The sequence below is a fragment of the Haloterrigena alkaliphila genome, from assembly GCF_017352155.2.
GTDB lineage: Archaea > Halobacteriota > Halobacteria > Halobacteriales > Natrialbaceae > Haloterrigena > Haloterrigena alkaliphila.
Map to the genome: position 1 here is coordinate 486,063 of NZ_CP071462.1, position 20,210 is coordinate 506,272.

The 20,210-nt window shown below is 66.9% G+C and carries 18 protein-coding genes and 1 tRNA gene; 10 read left to right on the top strand and 9 right to left on the bottom strand.

Annotation, left to right across the window (positions count from 1 at the left end):
- Positions 1-108 precede the first annotated feature (108 nt).
- Positions 109-678 carry a helix-turn-helix transcriptional regulator gene (locus J0X25_RS21225; RefSeq protein WP_207289440.1) on the top strand — a complete coding sequence of 190 codons (570 nt, stop codon included), beginning with the start codon at positions 109-111 and terminating at the stop codon, positions 676-678.
- A gap of 68 nt (positions 679-746) precedes the next feature.
- Here the strand turns inward: J0X25_RS21225 and J0X25_RS21230 are convergent, their stop codons facing one another.
- Both J0X25_RS21230 and J0X25_RS21235 read right to left on the bottom strand, forming a co-directional pair.
- Positions 747-1,358 (bottom strand): translation initiation factor IF-2 subunit beta, encoded by a 612-nt coding sequence (locus J0X25_RS21230; protein WP_207289441.1) that lies wholly within the window; start codon positions 1,356-1,358, stop codon positions 747-749.
- Between the two features lie 167 nt (positions 1,359-1,525).
- Positions 1,526-1,912 (bottom strand): DUF5789 family protein, encoded by a 387-nt coding sequence (locus J0X25_RS21235; RefSeq protein WP_207289442.1) that lies wholly within the window; start codon positions 1,910-1,912, stop codon positions 1,526-1,528.
- A 170-nt stretch (positions 1,913-2,082) separates the two neighbouring features.
- On the opposite strand from J0X25_RS21235, the gene J0X25_RS21240 reads away from it, so the two are divergent.
- Complete coding sequence (locus tag J0X25_RS21240; protein WP_207289443.1) at positions 2,083-2,274, top strand: hypothetical protein; 192 nt, start codon at positions 2,083-2,085, stop codon at positions 2,272-2,274.
- Positions 2,275-2,299: 25 nt separating this feature from the next.
- Here the strand turns inward: J0X25_RS21240 and ilvD are convergent, their stop codons facing one another.
- Positions 2,300-4,027 carry a dihydroxy-acid dehydratase gene (gene ilvD, locus J0X25_RS21245; protein ID WP_207289444.1) on the bottom strand — a complete coding sequence of 576 codons (1,728 nt, stop codon included), beginning with the start codon at positions 4,025-4,027 and terminating at the stop codon, positions 2,300-2,302.
- Positions 4,028-4,171: 144 nt separating this feature from the next.
- On the opposite strand from ilvD, the gene J0X25_RS21250 reads away from it, so the two are divergent.
- Complete coding sequence (locus J0X25_RS21250; protein WP_207289445.1) at positions 4,172-6,907, top strand: PAS domain-containing protein; 2,736 nt, start codon at positions 4,172-4,174, stop codon at positions 6,905-6,907.
- Between the two features lie 140 nt (positions 6,908-7,047).
- Positions 7,048-10,053, top strand: coding sequence for a PAS domain-containing sensor histidine kinase (locus J0X25_RS21255; protein WP_207289446.1), 3,006 nt, complete (start codon positions 7,048-7,050; stop codon positions 10,051-10,053).
- 224 nt (positions 10,054-10,277) lie between these two features.
- On the opposite strand, the gene J0X25_RS21260 is transcribed toward J0X25_RS21255, so the two are convergent.
- Positions 10,278-10,351 (bottom strand) — tRNA-Tyr (locus J0X25_RS21260).
- 131 nt (positions 10,352-10,482) lie between these two features.
- Here J0X25_RS21260 and J0X25_RS21265 point away from each other — a divergent pair.
- The 3 genes from J0X25_RS21265 to ftsZ all read left to right on the top strand — a co-directional run bounded on the left by J0X25_RS21265 (position 10,483) and on the right by ftsZ (position 12,636).
- Positions 10,483-11,073, top strand: coding sequence for a double zinc ribbon domain-containing protein (locus J0X25_RS21265; RefSeq protein WP_207289447.1), 591 nt, complete (start codon positions 10,483-10,485; stop codon positions 11,071-11,073).
- A 199-nt stretch (positions 11,074-11,272) separates the two neighbouring features.
- Positions 11,273-11,452 carry a ribbon-helix-helix domain-containing protein gene (locus J0X25_RS21270; protein WP_160065933.1) on the top strand — a complete coding sequence of 60 codons (180 nt, stop codon included), beginning with the start codon at positions 11,273-11,275 and terminating at the stop codon, positions 11,450-11,452.
- A 2-nt stretch (positions 11,453-11,454) separates the two neighbouring features.
- The gene (gene ftsZ, locus J0X25_RS21275) at positions 11,455-12,636 is read left to right on the top strand and encodes a cell division protein FtsZ (RefSeq protein ID WP_207289448.1); all 1,182 of its coding nucleotides are present in this window, start codon (positions 11,455-11,457) and stop codon (positions 12,634-12,636) included.
- A gap of 322 nt (positions 12,637-12,958) precedes the next feature.
- On the opposite strand, the gene ncsA is transcribed toward ftsZ, so the two are convergent.
- The gene (ncsA, locus tag J0X25_RS21280) at positions 12,959-13,918 is read right to left on the bottom strand and encodes a tRNA 2-thiolation protein NcsA (protein ID WP_207289449.1); all 960 of its coding nucleotides are present in this window, start codon (positions 13,916-13,918) and stop codon (positions 12,959-12,961) included.
- Between the two features lie 179 nt (positions 13,919-14,097).
- Here ncsA and J0X25_RS21285 point away from each other — a divergent pair, with 179 nt between their 5' ends.
- Positions 14,098-14,814, top strand: a complete 717-nt coding sequence (locus J0X25_RS21285) for a hypothetical protein (RefSeq protein ID WP_207289450.1) — start codon at positions 14,098-14,100, stop codon at positions 14,812-14,814.
- A 34-nt stretch (positions 14,815-14,848) separates the two neighbouring features.
- On the opposite strand, the gene J0X25_RS21290 is transcribed toward J0X25_RS21285, so the two are convergent.
- A complete protein-coding gene (locus J0X25_RS21290; RefSeq protein WP_207289451.1) occupies positions 14,849-15,589 on the bottom strand; it encodes an alpha/beta fold hydrolase in 741 nt (246 codons plus the stop codon).
- Positions 15,590-15,742: 153 nt separating this feature from the next.
- Between J0X25_RS21290 and J0X25_RS21295 the strand changes: the two genes are divergently transcribed.
- Together J0X25_RS21295 and J0X25_RS21300 are read left to right on the top strand one after the other, a co-directional pair.
- The gene (locus tag J0X25_RS21295) at positions 15,743-16,216 is read left to right on the top strand and encodes a DUF4442 domain-containing protein (protein WP_207289452.1); all 474 of its coding nucleotides are present in this window, start codon (positions 15,743-15,745) and stop codon (positions 16,214-16,216) included.
- A gap of 84 nt (positions 16,217-16,300) precedes the next feature.
- Positions 16,301-16,966: a DUF7095 family protein gene (locus tag J0X25_RS21300; protein WP_207289453.1), complete on the top strand. Its 666-nt coding sequence runs from the start codon at positions 16,301-16,303 to the stop codon at positions 16,964-16,966.
- Between the two features lie 230 nt (positions 16,967-17,196).
- On the opposite strand, the gene J0X25_RS21305 is transcribed toward J0X25_RS21300, so the two are convergent.
- From J0X25_RS21305 to J0X25_RS21315, 3 genes are all read right to left on the bottom strand, one after another.
- On the bottom strand, positions 17,197-17,988 hold the full coding sequence (locus tag J0X25_RS21305) for an ABC transporter permease subunit (protein WP_207289454.1): 792 nt from the start codon (positions 17,986-17,988) through the stop codon (positions 17,197-17,199).
- Positions 17,981-18,988 carry an ABC transporter ATP-binding protein gene (locus J0X25_RS21310; RefSeq protein ID WP_207289455.1) on the bottom strand — a complete coding sequence of 336 codons (1,008 nt, stop codon included), beginning with the start codon at positions 18,986-18,988 and terminating at the stop codon, positions 17,981-17,983. The genes J0X25_RS21305 and J0X25_RS21310 overlap by 8 nt, the downstream gene beginning before the upstream one ends.
- A gap of 111 nt (positions 18,989-19,099) precedes the next feature.
- A complete protein-coding gene (locus J0X25_RS21315) occupies positions 19,100-20,167 on the bottom strand; it encodes a zinc-dependent alcohol dehydrogenase family protein (RefSeq protein ID WP_207289456.1) in 1,068 nt (355 codons plus the stop codon).
- Between the last annotated feature and the right edge of the window lie 43 nt (positions 20,168-20,210).

Below are 20,210 nucleotides of genomic sequence, written 5' to 3' on the forward strand. Positions count from 1 at the left end.
CTAACGCAAGTTGACTTTAACGCCGCGATATGCGCGGGGCGACGGGCGGTCGACGGTGGAAAAGATTTGTAACGACGACAGTCAGGCTAGGGATCGTAGCTCCGCCCTATGTCCCGACGATCATCCCCTCCCTCCCGAGTCGTCCGCCGCGTTCGGCGCACCGTCCGCGCCGGTCTTCGAACGATCAGCTCGCTGGTCCGCGTCAGCCCCCGTTCCGATACCCCCGACGGCGGTCACCGGACCGACGACGGTCCACACCGCGACCGGCAGCACGAACGCGGCGGCTCCGACCACGGCGGCCGCACCGAACGTCGCCGCCGAACGGATCGTGGCCGCGATACTGCGACACGGCTCGAGTCGCGCGCCGATTCGAACGCGGACCCGCTCGACCCCGATACGGGGCCGACGAGTCGCGGTGAAATCCTCGAGTACGGGTGGCTGCCGTCCGAATACGTGCGGGCCGTCCTCGCCGACCACGGCGGTCGGATCAAACAGCGGCGCTTCGTCGACGAGTACGGCTGGTCGCCGTCGACCCTCAGCGAACTCCTCTCGTCGCTCGAGGACGACGGCGCGATCGAGCGCTACCGACTCGGTCGCGAGAAAGTGGTTCGACTCCCCGAGGAGGAGCGACGGATGGCTCCGATGGCGGGGCGCGGTCGCGAAAACGGCACTCGATAATCGGCAGTCGTCAACGATCGGTAGCCTTCGATAACCGCCAGCCTTCGATAATCGGCGGTCGGCCGCTCTCAGTCGAGGCGAGCGAACGCGAGGTTGCCGGAGATGTTCTTGATGTAGATGTCGACGACGTCGCCCTCTGCGGCGCCGGGGACGAAGATGGTGTACTCCCCTTTCTCGGCCACGCCGTCGCCCTTGCGGCCGGTGCCGGTGATCTCGACGGTGTAGGTCTTGCCTTCCTCGACGGCCTCCTGCTGTTGTTGCTGCTGGCTGCTGGTCGAGCGCTTGGTGACGGGGCGGAACGCACCGCAGGCGTCACAGCGAAGCATCGGCGTGCGGTCCTCGCGGACGAGGCGGGTGTCCGGCAGGCCGCACTCCGAACAGAGCACGTACTCGTCGACGTAGGCGTCGACGGCCGCGTCGAAGTCCTGCTCGGAGAAGGTCCCGTTGTATCGGCCGCGGCCGTCCTCGAACTTGCCGCTGGTCCCCATCTCGCGCTGGACGAACCGGTGGAGGTGCTCGTCCTCGCGCGAGAGGACGTCGGCGATTTCGCCGAGGTTCGTAAACCGCGTGAAGGCGCCGTCCTTCTGGGTCTCGGCGTCGGGGATCTGCAGTCGCTCTTCGTCGCCCCCGATGTCCGGAACGTCTTCCATGGCTCGGTCGAGACTCGCTTCGTAATCCATACGCGAGACAAGGCGACCGGGACGTAAATCCGTTCTGCTCTGACAATCGGGGCACGTGACGGCGATCGGCGGCGCGACGCGAGTCGACGATGACGGCGGTCACCGCCGGGGTCGTTCGAGCGGCGGCCCGACCGGGAACCGAAGCGACCGCCGTTTCCGACTCGGACTCAGTACGTGCTCCCGCCGCTCTCGCCGAGCGATCCCTGTTTCTCCTCGTCCAGCCTGGTGAGGTCGCGTTCGGCGTTGGCCTCGTTGGGACTGCCGGCCTCGCCGGTGATCTCGCCGTAGACCGCCTCGCGGACCTCCTCGGGGGTGTCGAACTGCTCGCCGGCCAGCCGATCGAAGACGCTCCCGAGCGACTCGGTCTCGTTGGGCATGTCGATCGGTTCGCTGGCGTACTCCGAGGCGAGTTCCTCGCTCGTGATCGGATACTCGACCTCGCCGAGGTCTCGTTCCACCTCCGCGAGGATCGACTCGGTCGTCTCGGCCCGCTCGGCTTTCCGCTGCTCGGCGCGGTCCTGTGCGCGGTCGCGGTCTGGGCCACCCTCGCTCATAGCCGGTGCTATCGCGGGCCGAGGGAAAAACGACCGGCCGGCGATCGCCTGTGAAACGATCGCGCGCCGGCACGATCGCCTGTTGTCACTGCGGTCGCGACAGCACTGGTGTCGCTTCCGTACTCGAGATGGATTCATATAGCCGCTCTCGAGACCGCAAGACGAGACGCATGGGGGACGACGAGCACCAACGAACGATCGCCATGTGCGAACAGTGCGGGGCACTCTACGCGGCGCTCGAGATCGGCGACGGCGACTTCCGACCGATCGGGCGACGGGACGGCTGTCAGTGTGGTAGTATGGCGTTTACGCCCGTAGACGACGACGACGAAGTCTCCGGACTCTCTCCCGACGACGACTGACCGGCGGATCTGCCGCGCTATCGGCCTACTCGTCGCGGAACGCCGGGTTCGTGACTGCACCGGCGGCGGCCGAACCGAAGTCACCGCCGTAGCGGGCCAACACGCCGCCGATTTCGGGAGAGTCGTGCGATGACTGATCCTCGAGTCTCGCCGCCAGTTGCCCGTCGTCGAGGTCGACCGCGACGGTCCGTTCGGGGACGTCGATCGTGATCTCGTCGCCGTCCTCGAGGGCCGCGATCGGCCCGCCGACGGCCGCCTCGGGGGCGACGTGGCCGATCATCGGGCCGCGAGTCGCCCCGGAGAACCGCGCGTCGGTCAGCATCGCGACGTCGTCCTCGTGGCCCTGTCCCACGATGGCGGCGGTGATTCCGACCATCTCGCGCATCCCGGGACCGCCGCGAGGTCCCTCGTTTCTGATGACGATGACGTCGCCGCTCTCGAGGTCGCCCGAGAGGACGAACCGGGCGGCCGCCTCCTCGCTCTCGAAGACGCGAGCGGGGCCGGTGTGGCTGTAGGCGTCGGCGTCGTTGCCCGTCAGTTTCAACACCGCGCCATCGGGCGCGACGTTCCCCGAGAGGACGGCGATGGCCCCGACGTCGTGGACCGGATTCGACAGCGGGCGGACGACCGATTCGTCGACGGCGTCGGCGGCGGGCAGATCCAGCGCCTCGAGTTCCGCGGCGATCGTCCGGCCGGTGACGGTCGTCGCGTCGCCGTCGATCAGGTCCGCCTCGAGGAGTCGCCGGAGGACGACGGGGACGCCGCCGTTCTCGTGCAGGTCGGCCATCACGTGGGTGCCGCCCGGTCGGAAGTCACAGAGGTGGGGGACTTCGCGGGAGATACGATCGAAGTCCTCGAGTTCGAGGTCGATCCCCGCTTCGCGGGCGATCGCCAGCAGGTGGAGGACGCCGTTGGTCGACCCGCCCAGCGCGGTCTGGAGCGCGATGGCGTTCTCGAAGGACGCCCGCGAGAGGACGTCGCTCGGCCGACGATCCCGCTCGACGCACTCGAGGGCGATCTCGCCGGCGCGTCCGGCGACCGCCAGCCGCTCGTCGCTTTCGGCCGGGGCCGACGCGGAGCCGAGCGGTGACAGTCCGAGCGCCTCGCTCAGTGCCGCCATCGTGTTCGCGGTGTACATTCCGGCACACGAGCCGGCACCCGGACAGGCCGTGCGCTCGAGTTCCAGTAGTTCCTCGTCGGTTATCTCGCCGGCGAAGTGCGAGCCGACGGCCTCGCCGACGTCCTGGATCGTGACGTCCTCGCCGCGGAACGCGCCCGGGAGGATCGTCCCGCCGTAGACGAAGACCGAGGGGAGGTCGGTCCTGACCATCGCGATCAGCATCCCCGGCAGATTCTTGTCGCAGCCGCCGATCGTCACCAGCCCGTCCATCCGCTCGCCGATTGCCGCCAATTCGACGCTGTCAGCGATCAGTTCCCTGGAGATCAGCGAGGTCTTCATCCCTTCGGTACCGACCGAAATAGCGTCGGAGATCGTGACGGTCCCGAACTCGACGGGCATCCCGCCCTCGTCGAGGCGGTCGCTCGCGCCGGCAGCGAGGTCGTCGAGGTGGACGTTACACGGCGTCATTTCGGCGGCCGGATTGGCGATTCCGACCAGCGGGGCGGCGAGGTCCTCGTCGTCGTACCCCATCGCCCGGAACATCGCTCGCTGGGGCGCGCGGCCGGCACCGGTCGTTATCTGGCTGCTCGGTAAGCGCTCGTCCTTCTGGGGAAACGGATCCCGTTCGGTCATGTTGACACACATGATACCAATTAGCGTGAATCTTCCCCCTGACTCGATCCGACGGCGAGCCGCTTCGGATCGGTGATCCACTCGAATTTCGAATCGCCGTCGCGTACGGGTGACTTTTCCGGACGGAGCCTGAGTACAATCCATATGAGTGAACGAGCGGACGCCACCGGAGGTGGATTCTGGGGCGACGTCGACGAGAGCGCGGCGCTCCAGCGCTACCGGACGCTCGTGAGCACGATCGACGACGGCCTCTATCAGCTCGACGCCGAGGGTAACTTCGTCGCGGTCAACGACATCATCGTCGAGACGACGGGGTTTGCACGCGACGATCTGCTCGGCGAACACGTCTCGCTGGTTCTCGACGACGACGACCTCGAGCGCATCGAACGCGAGATCCGTGAAGAGCTATCGACCGATCGGGACGCCGCCGGCGTCTTCGAGGTCTCGATCGAGACGGCCGACGGGCGCCGAGTGCCGATCGAACTGCGGGTCAGCCCCTTGATCGAGGACGGCACGTTCCGGGGAACGGTCGGCGTGGCCCGCGACGTCTCGGATCGGAAACAGCGCCAGGCACGGATCGAGACGACGCGTGGCTCCTACGAGACGCTCACCAGCGTTCTCGACGAGGCCGACGTGGGCGTCTTCGTGCTCGACGAGTCGTTCGACGTCGCCTGGGCCGACGAGACCGCGGGCGAGTACTTCGGGTTCGACCGGGACGCCGCGATCGGTCGCGACAAACGCGAACTGATCGAGGAGGAGATCCGCGACCGCGTCGCCGACGGCGACGCCTTCGCCGATACCGTTCTGGCCACCTACGACGACAACAGCTACGACGAACGGTTCGACTGTCACGTCACGCCCGGCCCCGACCGCGAGGAACGGTGGCTCGAGCACCGGAGCCGGCCGATCGAATCGGGGCGATACGCCGGCGGCCGGGTCGAACTCTACTACGACGTCACCGACGATCACCGCCGGGCCGAACAGTTGCGACGGCTGAACGAAGCCGTCGGCGAGTGGCTCGAGGAGTCCTCGCGCGCGGCGGTCGCCGAACGGGCCCTGGACCACCTCCGCGACATCCTCGGGATGACGCTCAACGGGATCTACCTCTACGACGCCGACGCGGCGGCGCTTCGGCCCGCGAGCTGGACCGAGGCGACCGAGCGCCTGCTCGGCGACCTGCCGACGTTCGAGCCGAACGAGGGGATCGCCTGGCGCGTCTTCGAGTCGGGCGAACCGGCGTTCTACGCCGACGTGGGCGCCGCTCCGGACGCGTACGATCCCGACACGCCGATCGGTAGCGAGATGGTCCTGCCGATCGGGGACCACGGCGTCGCCTTCATCAGCTCCGAGAAGCGCGACGCCTTCGACGAGGGCGATCAGATGATCGCGCGAGTCGTCGCTTCGAGCCTCGAGGCGACGTTCGACAGGTTCCGCCACGAGCGACGCCTCGAGCGCGAGCGCGACCTGACCGACCGGATCCTCGACACCATTCCCGTCGGCGGGCTCGTGCTCGACGCCGACGGGGAAGTCACGCGGATCAACGACCGCGCCGCGGAGATTTTCGACGTCGACGATCCGGAATCGTTCTCCCTACAGGACAGGCGGATCTACGACGAGGAGGGCCGACGACTGGCGGCCGACGAGTATCCGTCCGTGCGGGCGCTCGAGACGGGCGAGTCGGTGTCCGATCGCGTATTACAGGTCGAACGCCCGGACAGCAACCGACGCTGGCTGTCGATCAACGCCGTCCCGATCGCCGACGAGCGCGGCGAGATCGATCGAATCGTCACCGCGGGGGAGGACATCACCGAGCTGAAGGAACGCCAGCGGGTACTCGAGAGCGAACTGAGCGAGGTGTTCGGCCGGATCTCCGACGCGTTTTACGCGCTCGACGAGGAGGGGCGGTTCACCCACGTCAACGACCGAGCGGCGGACCTCCTCGAGGTCACCGAAGACGAACTCCTCGGAGAACGCCTCGAGGACGTGTTCCCGGGGACGGCGGAGACCCAACTGACGCGAGAGCGCCTGGACGCGGCGATGGAGCGTCAGGAACCGATCAATCTGGAACACTACTCGGAACGGCTCGGGTTCTGGATCGAAGCGACCCTGTACCCATCCGAGAGCGGCGTGTCGGTCTACTTCCGCGACGTCACCGAGCGGCGGGAGTACCGGCGGAAACTCGAGGAATCCAACGAGCGCCTCGAGCAGTTCGCCTACGCCGTCTCTCACGACCTGCAGGAGCCGCTGCGGATGGTCTCGAGCTACCTCAAGCTGCTCGAGGACCGGTACGGGGACGAACTCGGCGACGACGGCCGCGAGTTCGTCGAGTTCGCCGTCGACGGCGCCGAGCGGATGACGGCGATGATCGACGGCCTCCTCGAGTACTCTCGAGTCACGACGCGCGGCGATCCGCTCGAACCGATCGACCTCGAGCGGGTCGTCGACGACGTCCTCGCGGACCTGCAGTTCCGGATCGAGGACCACGACGCCGAGATCACGGTCGAGGACCTCCCCCGCGTCGAGGGCGACGCCGACCAGTTGCGGCAGGTGTTCCAGAACCTGCTGGACAACGCCATCGAGTACAGCGGCGACGAGCCGCCACGAATCCGCGTCGACGCGGAACGAAACGGCGATATGTGGACGGTTTCGGTCGCAGACGAGGGCATCGGGATCGATCCCGACGATACCGACCGCATCTTCGAGGTGTTCGAACGGTTGCACACCCGCGAGGAACACGAGGGGACGGGCATCGGTCTCGCGCTCTGTAAACGCATCGTCGAACGGCACGACGGAGAGCTGTGGGTCGAGAGCGAACCGGACGAGGGGACGACGTTCTCGTTCACGCTGCCGGCCGTCGACGGGACCAGCGACGACCGGTGAGCACGCGACTGCCGTACGCGGCCGGTGCGGGAGCAGCGTTGCAGGCCGTCACGAACCCGCCAATCGAATTCACCGGCGTCACCGGCGACTCGAGCCGATCGTCGAGGAATTTATCCGACTCGACGATCTCTTCCGGTCATATGAGCGAACGGGTGGGGGCCGCTGACGTGAACGCATGGGAGGACGCGGACGAGCAAGCGGCGCTCCAGCAATTTCGAACGCTGGTTTCCACCGTCGACGAGGCGGTCTGCCAGCTCGATACCGACGACCGATTCCTCGCAGTCGACGACGACCTCCTCGAACTGACCGGCTACGCTCGCGACGACCTCCTCGGCGAACACGTCTCGCTCGTGCTCTCCGCGTCCGATACCGAGCGACTCGAGGACCGACTCGCGACGGACGATCGACCGGTCGAGCCGTTCGACCTCGAACTGGCGGTTCACACCGCGGAGGGCGACCCGAACCCCTGTGCGGTCCGAGTCGGACCGCTGACCGACGACGGCGAACTGCAGGGAGCTATCGCCGTCGTACAGGACGTCGGCGAACGACGCCAGCATCGACAGCGCGACCGCGAACTCGAGCAGTACCGGGCCCTCACCGAGGCGGCCAGCGACGTGATCGTCACGATCGACGAGGACAGCACGGTTCGGACGGTCAACCCCGCAGTCGAGACCGTCTTCGGCTACGATCCGGAAGAGCTGGTCGGCGAGTCGCTGACGACGCTCATGCCGGACGGGCTGGCGGACGGCCACCGCGAGGCGCTGACCCGGTATCTCGAGAGCGGCGACCGGACCCTCGACTGGGACTACGTCGAACTCCCCGGAGTTCGGGCCGACGGCTCGGAGATCCCGCTGGGGGTCTCGTTCAGCGAGGTCGAGTACGGGGGCGAGCGGTACTTCACCGGTATCGTCCGGGACGTCACCGAGCGTCGCGAGTACGAGCGCCAACTCTCGACGCTGATGGACAACGTCCCCGGGATGGTCTATCGCTGCGAGAACGAACGCGGGTGGCCGATGGAGTTCGTCAGCGACGCCTGCGAGCCGCTGACCGGCTACGACGCCGACGCCCTCGAGCGCGGCGATGTCAGTTGGGGCGAGGACGTCATGGTCGATACGGACCGCCAGACGCTATGGGAGAGCGTCCAGCAGGCGGTGGACGAGGACGACACCTTCTCGGAAACGTACCGCATCGAGACCGCCGACGGCGACCGGCGATGGGTCAGGGACTACGGCCGCAGCGTCCGCGACGATGGGAACCGTACCGTCATCGAGGGGATCATCGCCGACGTCACCGAACGCAAGGAGCGCGAACGGGAACTCGAGCAGTACCGGCGGATCGTGGAAACGATCGGCGAGGGGGTCTACGTTCTCGACGGCGACAACCGGTTCATCACGGTCAACGAGGCGTTCGCGTCGATGGTCGGCGCCGATCGGGAGTCGCTGATCGGAAGCCACGCGTCGGCCGCGTTCCGCGAAGACCAGATCGAGAAGGGCGACGACCTCCAGCGAGAGATGCTCGAGGGCGAGACCGACGTCGCCGAACTGGAGGAGCAGCTGGTGACCGACGACGGGGCAATTCCAGTCGTGAGCCGGCTCACGCCGCTGGAGATCGGCGACGACGTCGGCCGCGTCGGCGTCGTCCGCGACGTCACCGAGCGGGAGCGTCACAAGCGCGAACTCGAGCGCCACACGGAGCAGCTCGAGGCCCTATTCGACGTCCTTCCGGTCGGCGTCGTCGTCGCGGAGGCCGACGGCGAGATCGTCGATGCCAACGACGTCGCCCACGAGATCTGGGGCGGTGACGTCTTCGACGCCGGCTCCGTCGAAGAGTACGAGCGGTATACGGTGCGGTGGGCCGACTCGGGCGACCCCGTGGCTCCCGAGGAGATGACGCTGGCTCGGGTCGTCGACGGCGAGGAAGTGACCGACCCCGACGTCCTCGAGATCGAGGCCGTCGACGGCGAACGTCGAATCGTCGAACTGGAGGGGATGCCCATCCGCGACGATGACGGCGCGGTGACCCGCGGGGTCGTCACCATGAGCGACGTCACCGAGCGCAGGGAGGCCCAGCGTCGGCTCGCGGAGTCCGAGCGACTCCACCGGACGCTGGCCGAACGGTTCCCCAACGGAACGGTCGGCGTCTACGACCACGACCTCCGATACACGCTGGCGGCCGGCGAGAAAGTGGGGGGTCCCGCACCGAGCGCCGAGGAAGTCGAGGGAACGCGGATGCCGGACCTCTACCCGGACGACGCCGTGGCAGACCTCGAGCCGTTGTTCCGGGCCGCTATCGAAGACGGCGAGACCGGCACCACACAAACGACGGTCGTCGGCCGCCACTGGAAAGTGTGGGCGACCCCGTTACGCGGCCCCGACGGCGAGATTTACGCGGGCCTGAGCTACGCCCAGGACATCACCGAACGGATCGAGCGCGAGCGGCGCCTCGAGGAGTCCAACGAACGCCTCCAGCAGTTCGCTTACGCCGCCTCTCACGACCTGCAAGAGCCACTCCGGATGGTCTCGAGCTACCTGCAACTGCTCGAGAACCGGTACGGGGACGACCTCGACGACGACGGTAAGGAGTTCATCGAGTTCGCCGTCGACGGCGCCGAACGCATGAAGGCGATGATCGACGGCCTGCTCGCGTACTCCCGGGTCGACTCGCGGGGCGAACCCCTCGAACCGGTGGAGCTGGACGACGTGCTCGCAGACGTGCTCGCGGATCTCCAGTTTACGATCGAGGAACACGACGCCGACATCGCGCGGGAGCCGCTACCACGCGTCGAGGGCGACGCCGACCAGTTGCGGCAGGTGTTCCAGAACCTGCTGGACAACGCCATCGAGTACAGCGGCGACGAGCCGCCGCGGATCGACGTCGGTGCCGAGCGACGGGGCGAGAAGTGGGTGATTTCGGTCGCGGACGAGGGGATCGGGCTCGAGCCCGAGGATCAGGAGCGGATCTTCGACATCTTCCAGCGCCTGCACAGCCGCGACGAGCACGCGGGAACGGGGATCGGACTGGCGCTCTGTGAGCGGATCGTGGAGCGCCACGACGGGGAGCTGTGGGTCGAATCGGCGCCCGGAGAGGGGTCGACGTTCTCGTTTACGCTGCCGGTTGCCGATGGAGACGAACGGGAGCAAAACTGAGGCTGGAAGCCGCACTATGGACCGGTGACTGGAATCGGGGTCCGATTCCTTCGACGGATACGACACGTAAACGCCGGACTGCTGGGACTGTCGCTCGGACAGATTTCGTTCGCAGGAGGAGTCCGCCTTCCCGATTTGAACAGATGAGAGACGGTCCCGCTCGTTACACTCGCGAGCGTGCGACTCTCGTGTTCAAATCGTGTCGGTCGGATTTTCGGAGAAAATCCGCCCTCCCCGATTTGAACGGGGGACAAGTCGATCTACAGTCGACTGCTCTACCAGTCTGAGCTAAGGGCGGTCGCACGTCAACGTAGACGCCGTGGGTCACATAAGGGTTATTATTCGTGGCGGCAGCGGGCGATGTGTGTCTTACAGTGACTAGCAGAATGATTGAAATAGGTGGAGTGTCAATGTCGCTGTAACATCGGAATGAGCAAGATCACGTTCCGCGCCGACGACGACCTCGTCGAGCAACTCGAGGGGCTCGAGATCTCCAAGAGCGAGGCGATGCGGGAGGCGCTGCGTTCGTATCTCGGGGCCGCGGAGCGGCCGGAACGTGGCGGCGCGGGCGGCGAGACGGGTGCGATCGACGACCTGATTCGCCGGCGCGTCGACGAACTGCTCGCCGACAGACTCGACGAACTGGATCGCGACGGTGCGCGCACGCGCCGTGGCCGTCCGGAGGAGGTCACCGTCTCCGTCTCGCTCGCGGGCGACACTCCCGAGGATCGGACGCGACGCGAGACGGGCGACCGGGAGACGGCCGATCCGCCGGCCGACTCGTCAGCCGATCGGTCCGTCGACCGGCCGCAAACGCCCGACGAGGTGTCGACGTCGTGTGGACAGTGTGGCGAACAGGTGGCGGGAGAGCACGTCTACTGTCCGAACTGCGGCGAAAAGGCCTCGCGACGGCTGTTCTGTGAGTGCGGTGACGAGATCCGCTCGGACTGGTCGTTCTGCCCCGGCTGCGGGCGGCGAACACCGGCAGCTGACGTCCTCGGGACGGAGAGTCAGTCGTAGGGACCGGTGTAAGACACGGACAGTCGCGTCTGACGAAAGTTTTATTGTCTATGCGGATATTCTACTTAGTCGCGTAAGACGGTCGTCTTACAACACTCGGCAAACGCCGCAAACCGCCCGATGTCGGGCGGCTCACGTGTAAGACACGCCGCGTCTGACAGGGGCGCGCCACCGTCTTACCCCAACGGGGAATACAAATATGGAGCGTGTGACACTGCGAATCCCGAAACAGCAGATCGAGGAGGTAGAGCAACTGGTCGACTCGGGCGAGTTCCCGAACCGGAGCGAAGCGATCCGGTCGGCGGTCCGAGAGATGATCAACGAACAACAGGACGGGCCGAGCGAGCAGTCCGGTAAACGAACCTGGGCCAAGGTGTAACGATGCAGGATATCGTACAAGACGCCCTCGAGAACGCGGAGGAAGAGGCCCGCGAGATGGACGCCGACATGGACGACGACGAGTTCGGCGATCCGCGAATCGTCATCGTCGGCGCTGGCGGTGCGGGTAACAACACGATCAACCGGCTGTACAACATCGGCGTCGACGGCGCCGACACCGTGGCGATCAACACGGACAAGCAGCACCTCAAGATGATCGAGGCCGACACGAAGATCCTGGTCGGCAAGTCGCTCACCAACGGGCTCGGCGCCGGCGGCGACCCGTCGATGGGCGAGCGCGCGACAGAGATGGCCCAGAGCACGATCAAAGAGGTGCTCGGCGACGCGGACCTCGTGTTCGTGACCGCCGGGATGGGCGGTGGGACCGGCACGGGTGCCGCCCCCGTCGTCTCCAAGATCGCCAAGGAGCAGGGTGCGATCGTCGTCGGCATGGTCTCGACGCCGTTCAACGTCGAGCGCGCGCGCACCGTCAAGGCCGAGGAAGGCCTCGAGAAACTGCGCGAGCAGGCCGACTCGATCATCGTGCTCGACAACAACCGGCTGCTCGACTACGTCCCGAACCTCCCGATCGGCAAGGCGTTCTCGGTGATGGACCAGATCATCGCCGAGACCGTCAAGGGCATTTCTGAGACGATCACCCAGCCCTCGCTGATCAACCTGGACTACGCCGACATGTCGACGATCATGAACCAGGGCGGCGTCGCCGTCATGCTGGTCGGCGAGACCCAGGACAAGAACAAATCCGACGAGGTCGTCAAGGACGCGATGAACCACCCGCTGCTGGACGTCGACTACCGCGGTGCGAGCGGCGGACTGGTCCACATCACCGGCGGTCCCGACCTCACGCTGAAAGAGGCCGAGGGCATCGCGGACAACATCACCGAGCGCCTCGAGGCCTCGGCGAACGTGATCTGGGGCGCCCGGATCCAGGAGAACTACAAGGGCAAGGTGCGGGTCATGGCGATCATGACCGGCGTCCAGAGCGCACAGGTGCTCGGGCCGACGACCCAGAAGCAGGCCGACAAGTCCCGCGCGAGCATCGAAGGCGTCAACGACGCCGACTTCGACGCGAGCAACAACCTCGAGGAGACAAACTTCAACGCCCACAGCGACGGCGGGCGCGAGGAAGTCGAAAAGCAACACGGCGTCGACGTCATCCGGTAATCGACGCGTAACGCTGCCGGCGTACTGCTCTCACACCGTCCGCGGATCGGTCGACGGTTCGGACGCGGTGCCTTTTCGCGACGCTCGGCTGTTACTCAGATAGTTACACCGACTCGACCGCTCGGACGATACCGAGCTTGGTTTCCACGCCGACCGAACCCTCTGTTTGCGCCCGTATACAGCCGTAACACCGAACTATCGCTCGAGTGCGAACTCACGGAGACCGTCCGGCGACTGGTGCCGACTGCAGCGTACTGCGCGAGTCAACTCGAACGGACACCACGGCGACACCCGTCGTGACCGCGATCGACCGCGTTGTCGGTCAGGCTAGCGACTCGAGCAGCGAGCACTTCCGACAGACTTCGCGGGTGGTCGTCGATCCGCACTCGACACACTCCCGGAGGTCGGCGCCGTCGTCGCCGCTGAACTCGTCGGCGGCGATCGAGGCCAGATCCTCGTAGCCCGCGAGAATCGAGTGGCGGGTCCCGGGATGGTTCTCCTCGAGTCCGTAGAGCAACTGCTGGATCTCGCCGCGGTAGGCTTCGCTGGCGTGGGGACACTCCGTGATGTGGGCCGGGAGGTCGTTGATGTGCGCGTAGAGGGCGACTTCCTTCTCGGGGACGTCGCGCAGCGGCTTCGCGCGCGGGACGAACTCGTCCTGCTCGTCGCGTTCGGAGAGGGGGCCGAGGCTGGCGTCGAAGTGTTTCGCGATCTGCTCGACGTCGCCCTCGAGGAAGTTCATCAGCGCTGTCTGGGCCTCGTCGTCTAAGTTGTGGCCGGTCAGCAGGAGGTCGGCCTCGAGTTTCTCGGCGTACTTCTCGAGCAGGTCCCGCCGGAAGACGCCGCAGTAGGCGCAGGCGGCCATGTTTTCGGGGTCGTCCTCGACGACGTCGTCCATCCGGACGCCGAACTCCTCCTCGTAGGAGACGAGTTCGTGGCGAACGTCGAGGTCGTCGGTGAGTTCGACGCAGGCCTCGACGGACTCGTCGCGGTAGCCCTCGATTCCCTCGTGGATCGTCAGCCCGACGAGTTCGATGCGCGGGTCCTCGGCGAACGTGTCGTGGAGGATCTGCGTGAGAACGACGCTGTCCTTCCCGCCGGAGAGCCCGATCACCCATATCTGGGGGTTCTCAGGCGTCGCATCGTGCGGGACGAGGTCGTCCCGTCGGACGCGGCGACGCACCCGCTTCTCGACCGATTCCCGAAAGTGATCCGCACAGAGGTGTGCTCCCGAGTAAGCGGCGTGCATCACCGCCTCTTCGTCACACCGGGTACAGTCCATTAGCGGTCCGTTGTCGGTCGCCGCCCATCACGGTTTCGTTGACGGGAGGGCGCGCTCGAGGCCGCCGGAGCCGTCGCCGAGACCGATGCGCTCGCGAGTGGACGATGCACTCCGCTGGCGGGATTCGCGACCGTCGTTTCAACGAAACGACTTTTAGACGCCCTGGAGACGAACCTCGTATGACGGCATACGATAGGTCACCGCCGACCGACCCTCGATTCGTCGACGACTTCGACGACGGGTTCGGCTGGCTCGCCCAGCCCGACGAAACTGGCCAGCGAGCCAGTCACGCGCTGGTCGGCGCGGACGACCGACTCTGGCTGTTCGATCCGCTCGAGGCGCCCAGGATCGACGCCGAACTCGAGCGCCGGGGCGAGGTCGCGGGCGTCGTCGTCTGTTCGAACTACCACGCTCGCGACGCGGCCGCGTTCGCTCGTCGGTACGACGTCCCGGTCTTCGTTCCGTCGTGGCTCGACCGGGCCGCCGGCCGACTGTCCGACGGCGACATCGACCTCGACCTCGAGTTCGTCACCGACGAAATCGGCGCGTCCGGATTCGCCGTTCGCGAGGCGAATCCGTTCCCCGGCTGGCGCGAGGCGATCGCCTACCGCCGGTCGAACGGGACGCTGTACGTGCCCGATCTGCTGGGGACGGCGCCGCCGTACCTCGCCGGCGACGAACGGCTGGCCGTCTATCTGTTATGTCGTCTCACCCCGCCGACGGGAGCGTTTACGGGAATCGCTCCGGAACGGATTCTCCTGGGTCACGGCGAGGGGATTCCCGAGGACGCGACGGCCGCGTTGGGCGACGCTCTCGCGAACGCCCGCCGCGGATTTCCCCGCGCACTGCTGACGAACGGCCGGTCGCAACTCGGCGCGCTGGTCGACGCGCTCTGACCGCTGCCACGGTACCGGCAGCGGTGACGTCGCTTCAGGCCGGGACCGGATCCGCCTCTTCTTCGGACTCGTCGTCTTCTTCGACGGCTTCGGCACCCTCCTCGAGGGCCGCCAGCAGCGTGTCGACGTGGCGCTCGCGGCTAGCGGAGGAGAACAGTTCGTGGCCGCCATCGTAGAGGACGACGTGTTCGGCGGGGACGCGCTCGCCGATCGGCCGGAGGCTGACGACCGGATCGCGCAGCGAGCAGAAGACGACCGCGTCGTGATCGATCGTCAGCAGATCCTCCTGGGCGCGGCGCGTCTCGCGGACGAACGCCGGCGAGATCCACCGCGGCGTCGTCGCGATCTGGTGGTCGGTGGCCTTCTCGCCCAAGGCCTCACGGTCGATGTCCCCGACGGGGAGACACGGGAACGTCGTCGGGAGCTTCGAGACCGCCTCGAGCACCGGATCGGGGAACGATTCGCCGTAGCCCCACCACGGACTCAGGTAGACGTGGTTGTCCGCGCCGTCGAGGGCCTGGGCGATCAGCGCGCCCGCGCTGTGGCCCAGCAACTGGTAGCCGTCCATGTCGCGGACGTACTCGGCGACCGGCTCGAGCCAGTCGGCTTTGAAGTCGTCGATGTTGGTGGGGAGTTCGAACGCGTGGACCCGGTAGCCGGCGTCGGTCAACTGCCCGACGAGCCAACTGACGTTCTCGTGAGTCCAGCGGTTCCCCCAGCCCATGACGAAAACGAGTTCCTCGTCGCCGTCCTCGTTGAAGATCCGGTGTCGCATAGCTCTCCGTTCGGCCGGAACGGATAAAAAAGGTGCTCTCCTGACAGGAGTGCGACGATGTGACATCCCCGAGCCGGAGATCGGGGAAACAACGGGCGAACACGGGGCTCTCGTTTCCGAATGGCTTTCCGAACCGCGGCGGGAGTCTCCCCCATGCTCGCGTCCCTGAGGGCTCGCCTCTATCGGATCGGCTTCAACCTGTTTCCGGCCTACCGCGGCACCGGCGGGCGGGTGACGTACATCGCTCCGGACTGGCAGGAAGTTCGCGTAAAGCTACCCCACTCGTGGCGGACGCGCAACTACGTCGGCGTGACCTTCGGCGGCAGCATCTACGGGGCCGTCGACCCCTTCTACATGATGATGCTCCTGAAGTCCCTCGGCGACGGCTACGTCGTCTGGGACAAGGAAGCCGAGGTTCGGTTCAAGAAGCCCGCGAAGGAGACGCTGTACGCCCGGTTCAGGCTGACCGACGAGGAACTCGAGGCGATCCGCGCCGAACTCGCGACCGAGGGGACGGACTCGATCGACCGCCACTACACCGTCGACCTCGTCGACGCGGAGGGGATCGTCCACGCGACGGTCCGGAAAACGGTCTACGTCTCGACCGACGAGTCGAAGACGGCCTGACTCGACGGCGAGCGCGCTCTCCCGCGGCGACGTCGGCACGCGTCGAAGAAACCGTTTTGCGACTCGAGGCCCCACACTGCCGTAATGAGTGGATTTTCCCGTCGCAACGCGGTCGACCGGCTCGAGGCCCTCGTCGAGACCGTCGAGACCGAGCGCATGCCCGTCCCGGTCCGGGAGGTCTGGGCCTTCGGCGACGTCGCGCTCGGCGTCGATCCGGTCGAGCGCCTCGACGTCTACCTGACCAAGGACGTCCTGATGCGAGACGACAGCGACGGGGACGACGAAAGCGCGGCCGCGCTCGAGAACGAGTACGGGGTCGCGGGCATCGGCAAGTCAGTCCGGGCCGACTGGGCCGCCGACCACCCCGAGTACCTGCGAGCTAACGCCAGCGGCCACGCCGCTCCGGAGAAGTGCCTGGCCGCCCACCTGCTGGGCGAGGACGAACCGATCCACCTCGAGGTCTGTAACTCGCCGTTCGAGGACAACGTCTCCCAGCGCCTGCGCGGGGCGAAACTGCGCGAGGACTACACGCGACTGCTCGACCCCCGCGGCGTCTGCCTGTGGGCCGACGGCACCCGCAGCGACGAGGCCCTCCGCAAACTCCGGGAGAGCGAACTGGCGCTGCCGACGCTCTCGAGCGCCCTCGAGATGCTCGGCCTCGAGGAAACGGAGGCCCGGGAGGCGGCGCGAGAGCTCCACGCCTGGCGCGACGAGCAGGACGGCGTGACGGTGCGCGGCGACGTGGTCTGAGCTGGTCTTCCGGTATCGGTCGGAATCGGAGCACGCGGGTGCGAACGCGAGCGAGCGGCGCGATCCGCGATCGTACCAACGGAACCGATTCACACACCGATCGCACAGTCCGCGATCTCACCGACGGCCTGCGGTATCATTTATCCGGCTTCGTCCGACCACCGGCGCCGGCCGGAACCGAGCGTCGTCTCGAGTGCGCTGACGCTACCGCGGTTCGTTCCCCGGCCCCGTCAGATATCGCGGCGTCGGAACCAGAGCTGGCTGGCCGCGAGCAGGACGACGGTCATCGCGACCAGCACGCCCGCGCCGACGAGGTCGTACGTGCCGTCGATCAGTACCTCGTTCGGGTCGAAGTACCGCATCGGTGCGACAGCCCCGATCGCCTCGTAGTCGGTGCCGGAGAGCAGCGACTCGAGCATGAACAGGCCGAACGTGATCCCGAGCGCGAGTCGCTGGGCGATGCCCGTGCGATCGACGACGACGGAGGCGACCAGCCCGATCCCCGCGCACGCGAAGAGGTAGGGGATCGAAAGCAGGTGGATCGCCGCGACGCCCGCGACCGCGAGCGGTTCGTCGACCAGCGCCGCGGCCGCGTAGATGACGATCGGCGTCAGGACGTTGACGACGACGATCGGCACGGCCAGCGAGGCGAACTTCTCCCCGACGACCCGCGCCCGCGAGACCGGCATCGACAGCAGGATGTCCATCCGTCCGCGTTCGACGTCAGAAGCGACCGTCCCGGCGGCGAGGTAGGCCAGGTAGAGCCCGAGCAAAATCGTCCAGCCGAAGATGTAGAGTTCGAACGCGAGAAAGCCCTCGAGCGAGGCCATCGTCCGGATGTCGAACACCTGAATGACACCCTCCGGATAGGCCTGCAGGAACTCCTCGTCGACGTCCTCGAAGGAGCCGCTGAACGAGGGGTAGATCCAGATCACCATGACGGCCAGAAGCGACATGGCGATCGAGAGGGAGACGCTGCCCTTCAGCCGGTGACGACCGTCGTAGCGGCTGAGTTCAAACATCGTCGGCCACCTCCGTCGGGCGCGCTCGCCGTTCGCCCGCCGCGGCATCCCCATCCTCGCCGTAAAACCGCATGAAGACGTCCTCGAGCGGCGCCTCATCGATCGACAGGTCGAGCAGCCGGTGGTCCCGCAGGTGCTCGAGGAGCGCGTTGACGTCGCCGGTGAACGTGAAGGTGCACTCGGTGACGGCCCGCTCGGCGCTCTCGGCTGCCGATTCGTCGTCATCCGGACCGCGAACGCGATCCGCAGAGCGGTCCAGACTCCCCTTGAGGTCGTGGACGCCGTCGATATCGAACGCCTCGCGGGGAATCGGGTCCGCGGCGCGGAGCCGCACCACCTTCCCGCTGCGGTCGAGCAGCGATTCGACGGGTTCGACCGTCACGAGTCGGCCGTCGCGGATGATCCCGACCCGGTCGCAGAGCCGCCGGACCTCGCTCAGGATGTGCGAGGAGAAGAACACGGTCACGCCCCGGTCGCGTTCGGCCCGGAGAAACTCGGCGAACCGGTGTTGCATCAGCGGATCGAGCCCGCTCGTCGGCTCGTCTAAGATCACCAGCTCCGGCTCGTGCATGAACGTCGTCACGAGCCCGAGTTTCCGGACGTTGCCGTGGGAGTAGTCCCGCACCGGCCGGTCGAGCGGCGGGGCGAACAGCTCGAGCAGGTCGTCGCTGCGCTCGTCGCCCTTGATCGAGGCGTGTAGCTCGAGGATCTCCCTGCCGGTCGCGTGCTCGTCGAACGCCGGGTTGTCGGGGAGGTAGCCGAGGCGGCGCTTGGCCTCGACGAGTTCGTCCTCGGCGGTGACGTCGCGGCCGAGCAGGCGGGCCGACCCGCTCGTCGGCGAGAGGAAGCCGAGCAGCGTCCGGATCGTCGTCGTCTTCCCGGCGCCGTTGGGTCCGAGGTAGCCGAAGATCTCGCCGCGCTCGACGGAAAACGTCACGCCGTCGTTGGCGAGGACCGCCCCGTAGTCCTTCGTGAGCCCCTCGAGTTCGATCGCTGCCATGGGATAGTTTCGTCACCAGCGCTTATGTAACCGATCGATAGTTTCGAGCGGGACGGCAACGACTTTCACGGCCCCTCGAGGAGGGGGCGCGGGGCGAGGCGATCCCCGGCGTCAGAACTCGGTACAGACCGGAATGCCCATCGTGTCGTACTCGCCGAGTCGGTCCATCACGTCGGGAACGTCCTCGAGCGAGCAGGTCTCCGTGACGATCTTCCCGGGATCGATCTTCCCGCCGTCCATCATCTTGAAGATCTCGTCGTACTCGTGGGGCGGCATGCCGTAGGAGCCGTAGAACTCGCGCTCCTCGGTGACCATCGTGTCGACCGGGATCGAGACTTCGCCGCCCTCCTCGGACGTCGTCATCCCGATCTGGAGGTGCTGGCCGCCCGGGGCGAGCGAGTCGACCGAGTTGCGGACCGTCTCCGCGATGCCGAGCGCGTCGACCGAGACGTCGACGCCGCGGCTCATCTCGGTGAAGCCCTTGACGGCCTGGGACACGTCCTGGACGCTCTCGGGATCGACGGTCTCGACGGCGCCCAGTTCGCGAGCCAGTTCGAGTTTGTCGGGGATCACGTCGACGGCGATCACGTTCGCGCCGAGGGCGCTGGCGACGTGGACCGCGGAGAGCCCGACGCCGCCGCAGCCGTGGACCGCGACCCAGTCGCCGGCCGTGACGTCGACGCGGTGGACGATCCCGTGGAACGCGGTCGCGAACCGACAACCCAGTCCGGCGACTTCGGCCGGATCGACCGACTCGGGGACGGTCACGAGGTTCTGCTCGGCGTTCCGGACGGGGTACTCCTCCGCGAACGCGCCCTGCTGGAACGGGACGAACCCCATCGGGACCGACTTCTCGCAGATGTTGGCCCGCCCCGCCCGGCAGTACGGACAGGTGCCGTCGCTCAGGTTGAACGGGTTCGTCACGAGGTCGCCCTCGCTGAAGCGCTCGACGCCGCTCCCGACCTCGACGACGCGGCCGACGGGTTCGTGGCCGAAGACCAGCCCCTCCGTGGGCATCAGGCCGATCCAGTCCCAGTCGCCCTGCCAGGCGTGCCAGTCGCTGCGACAGATGCCACAGGCTTCCGTCTCGACGACGACGCCGTGCTCCTGACAGTCGGGTCGGTCTACTTCCTGTACCTCGAGCGGTTCCTCCGCGCCCTGAAAGACGACGGCTTTCATAGCCGCTCGCACGACGGGTTCCCCAATAAAGTTAATGATTAAT

Coding starts and splice junctions, on each gene's coding strand:
- J0X25_RS21255 (WP_207289446.1), top strand. CDS start 7,048: ATGAGCGAACGGGTGGGGGCCGCTGACGTGAACGCATGGGAGGACGCG.
- ftsZ (WP_207289448.1), top strand. CDS start 11,455: ATGCAGGATATCGTACAAGACGCCCTCGAGAACGCGGAGGAAGAGGCC.
- ncsA (WP_207289449.1), bottom strand. CDS start 13,918: ATGGACTGTACCCGGTGTGACGAAGAGGCGGTGATGCACGCCGCTTAC.
- J0X25_RS21270 (WP_160065933.1), top strand. CDS start 11,273: ATGGAGCGTGTGACACTGCGAATCCCGAAACAGCAGATCGAGGAGGTA.
- J0X25_RS21315 (WP_207289456.1), bottom strand. CDS start 20,167: ATGAAAGCCGTCGTCTTTCAGGGCGCGGAGGAACCGCTCGAGGTACAG.
- J0X25_RS21265 (WP_207289447.1), top strand. CDS start 10,483: ATGAGCAAGATCACGTTCCGCGCCGACGACGACCTCGTCGAGCAACTC.
- J0X25_RS21285 (WP_207289450.1), top strand. CDS start 14,098: ATGACGGCATACGATAGGTCACCGCCGACCGACCCTCGATTCGTCGAC.
- J0X25_RS21230 (WP_207289441.1), bottom strand. CDS start 1,358: ATGGATTACGAAGCGAGTCTCGACCGAGCCATGGAAGACGTTCCGGAC.
- J0X25_RS21225 (WP_207289440.1), top strand. CDS start 109: ATGTCCCGACGATCATCCCCTCCCTCCCGAGTCGTCCGCCGCGTTCGG.
- J0X25_RS21300 (WP_207289453.1), top strand. CDS start 16,301: ATGAGTGGATTTTCCCGTCGCAACGCGGTCGACCGGCTCGAGGCCCTC.
- J0X25_RS21305 (WP_207289454.1), bottom strand. CDS start 17,988: ATGTTTGAACTCAGCCGCTACGACGGTCGTCACCGGCTGAAGGGCAGC.
- J0X25_RS21240 (WP_207289443.1), top strand. CDS start 2,083: ATGGGGGACGACGAGCACCAACGAACGATCGCCATGTGCGAACAGTGC.
- J0X25_RS21235 (WP_207289442.1), bottom strand. CDS start 1,912: ATGAGCGAGGGTGGCCCAGACCGCGACCGCGCACAGGACCGCGCCGAG.
- J0X25_RS21290 (WP_207289451.1), bottom strand. CDS start 15,589: ATGCGACACCGGATCTTCAACGAGGACGGCGACGAGGAACTCGTTTTC.
- J0X25_RS21295 (WP_207289452.1), top strand. CDS start 15,743: ATGCTCGCGTCCCTGAGGGCTCGCCTCTATCGGATCGGCTTCAACCTG.
- J0X25_RS21250 (WP_207289445.1), top strand. CDS start 4,172: ATGAGTGAACGAGCGGACGCCACCGGAGGTGGATTCTGGGGCGACGTC.
- ilvD (WP_207289444.1), bottom strand. CDS start 4,027: ATGACCGAACGGGATCCGTTTCCCCAGAAGGACGAGCGCTTACCGAGC.
- J0X25_RS21310 (WP_207289455.1), bottom strand. CDS start 18,988: ATGGCAGCGATCGAACTCGAGGGGCTCACGAAGGACTACGGGGCGGTC.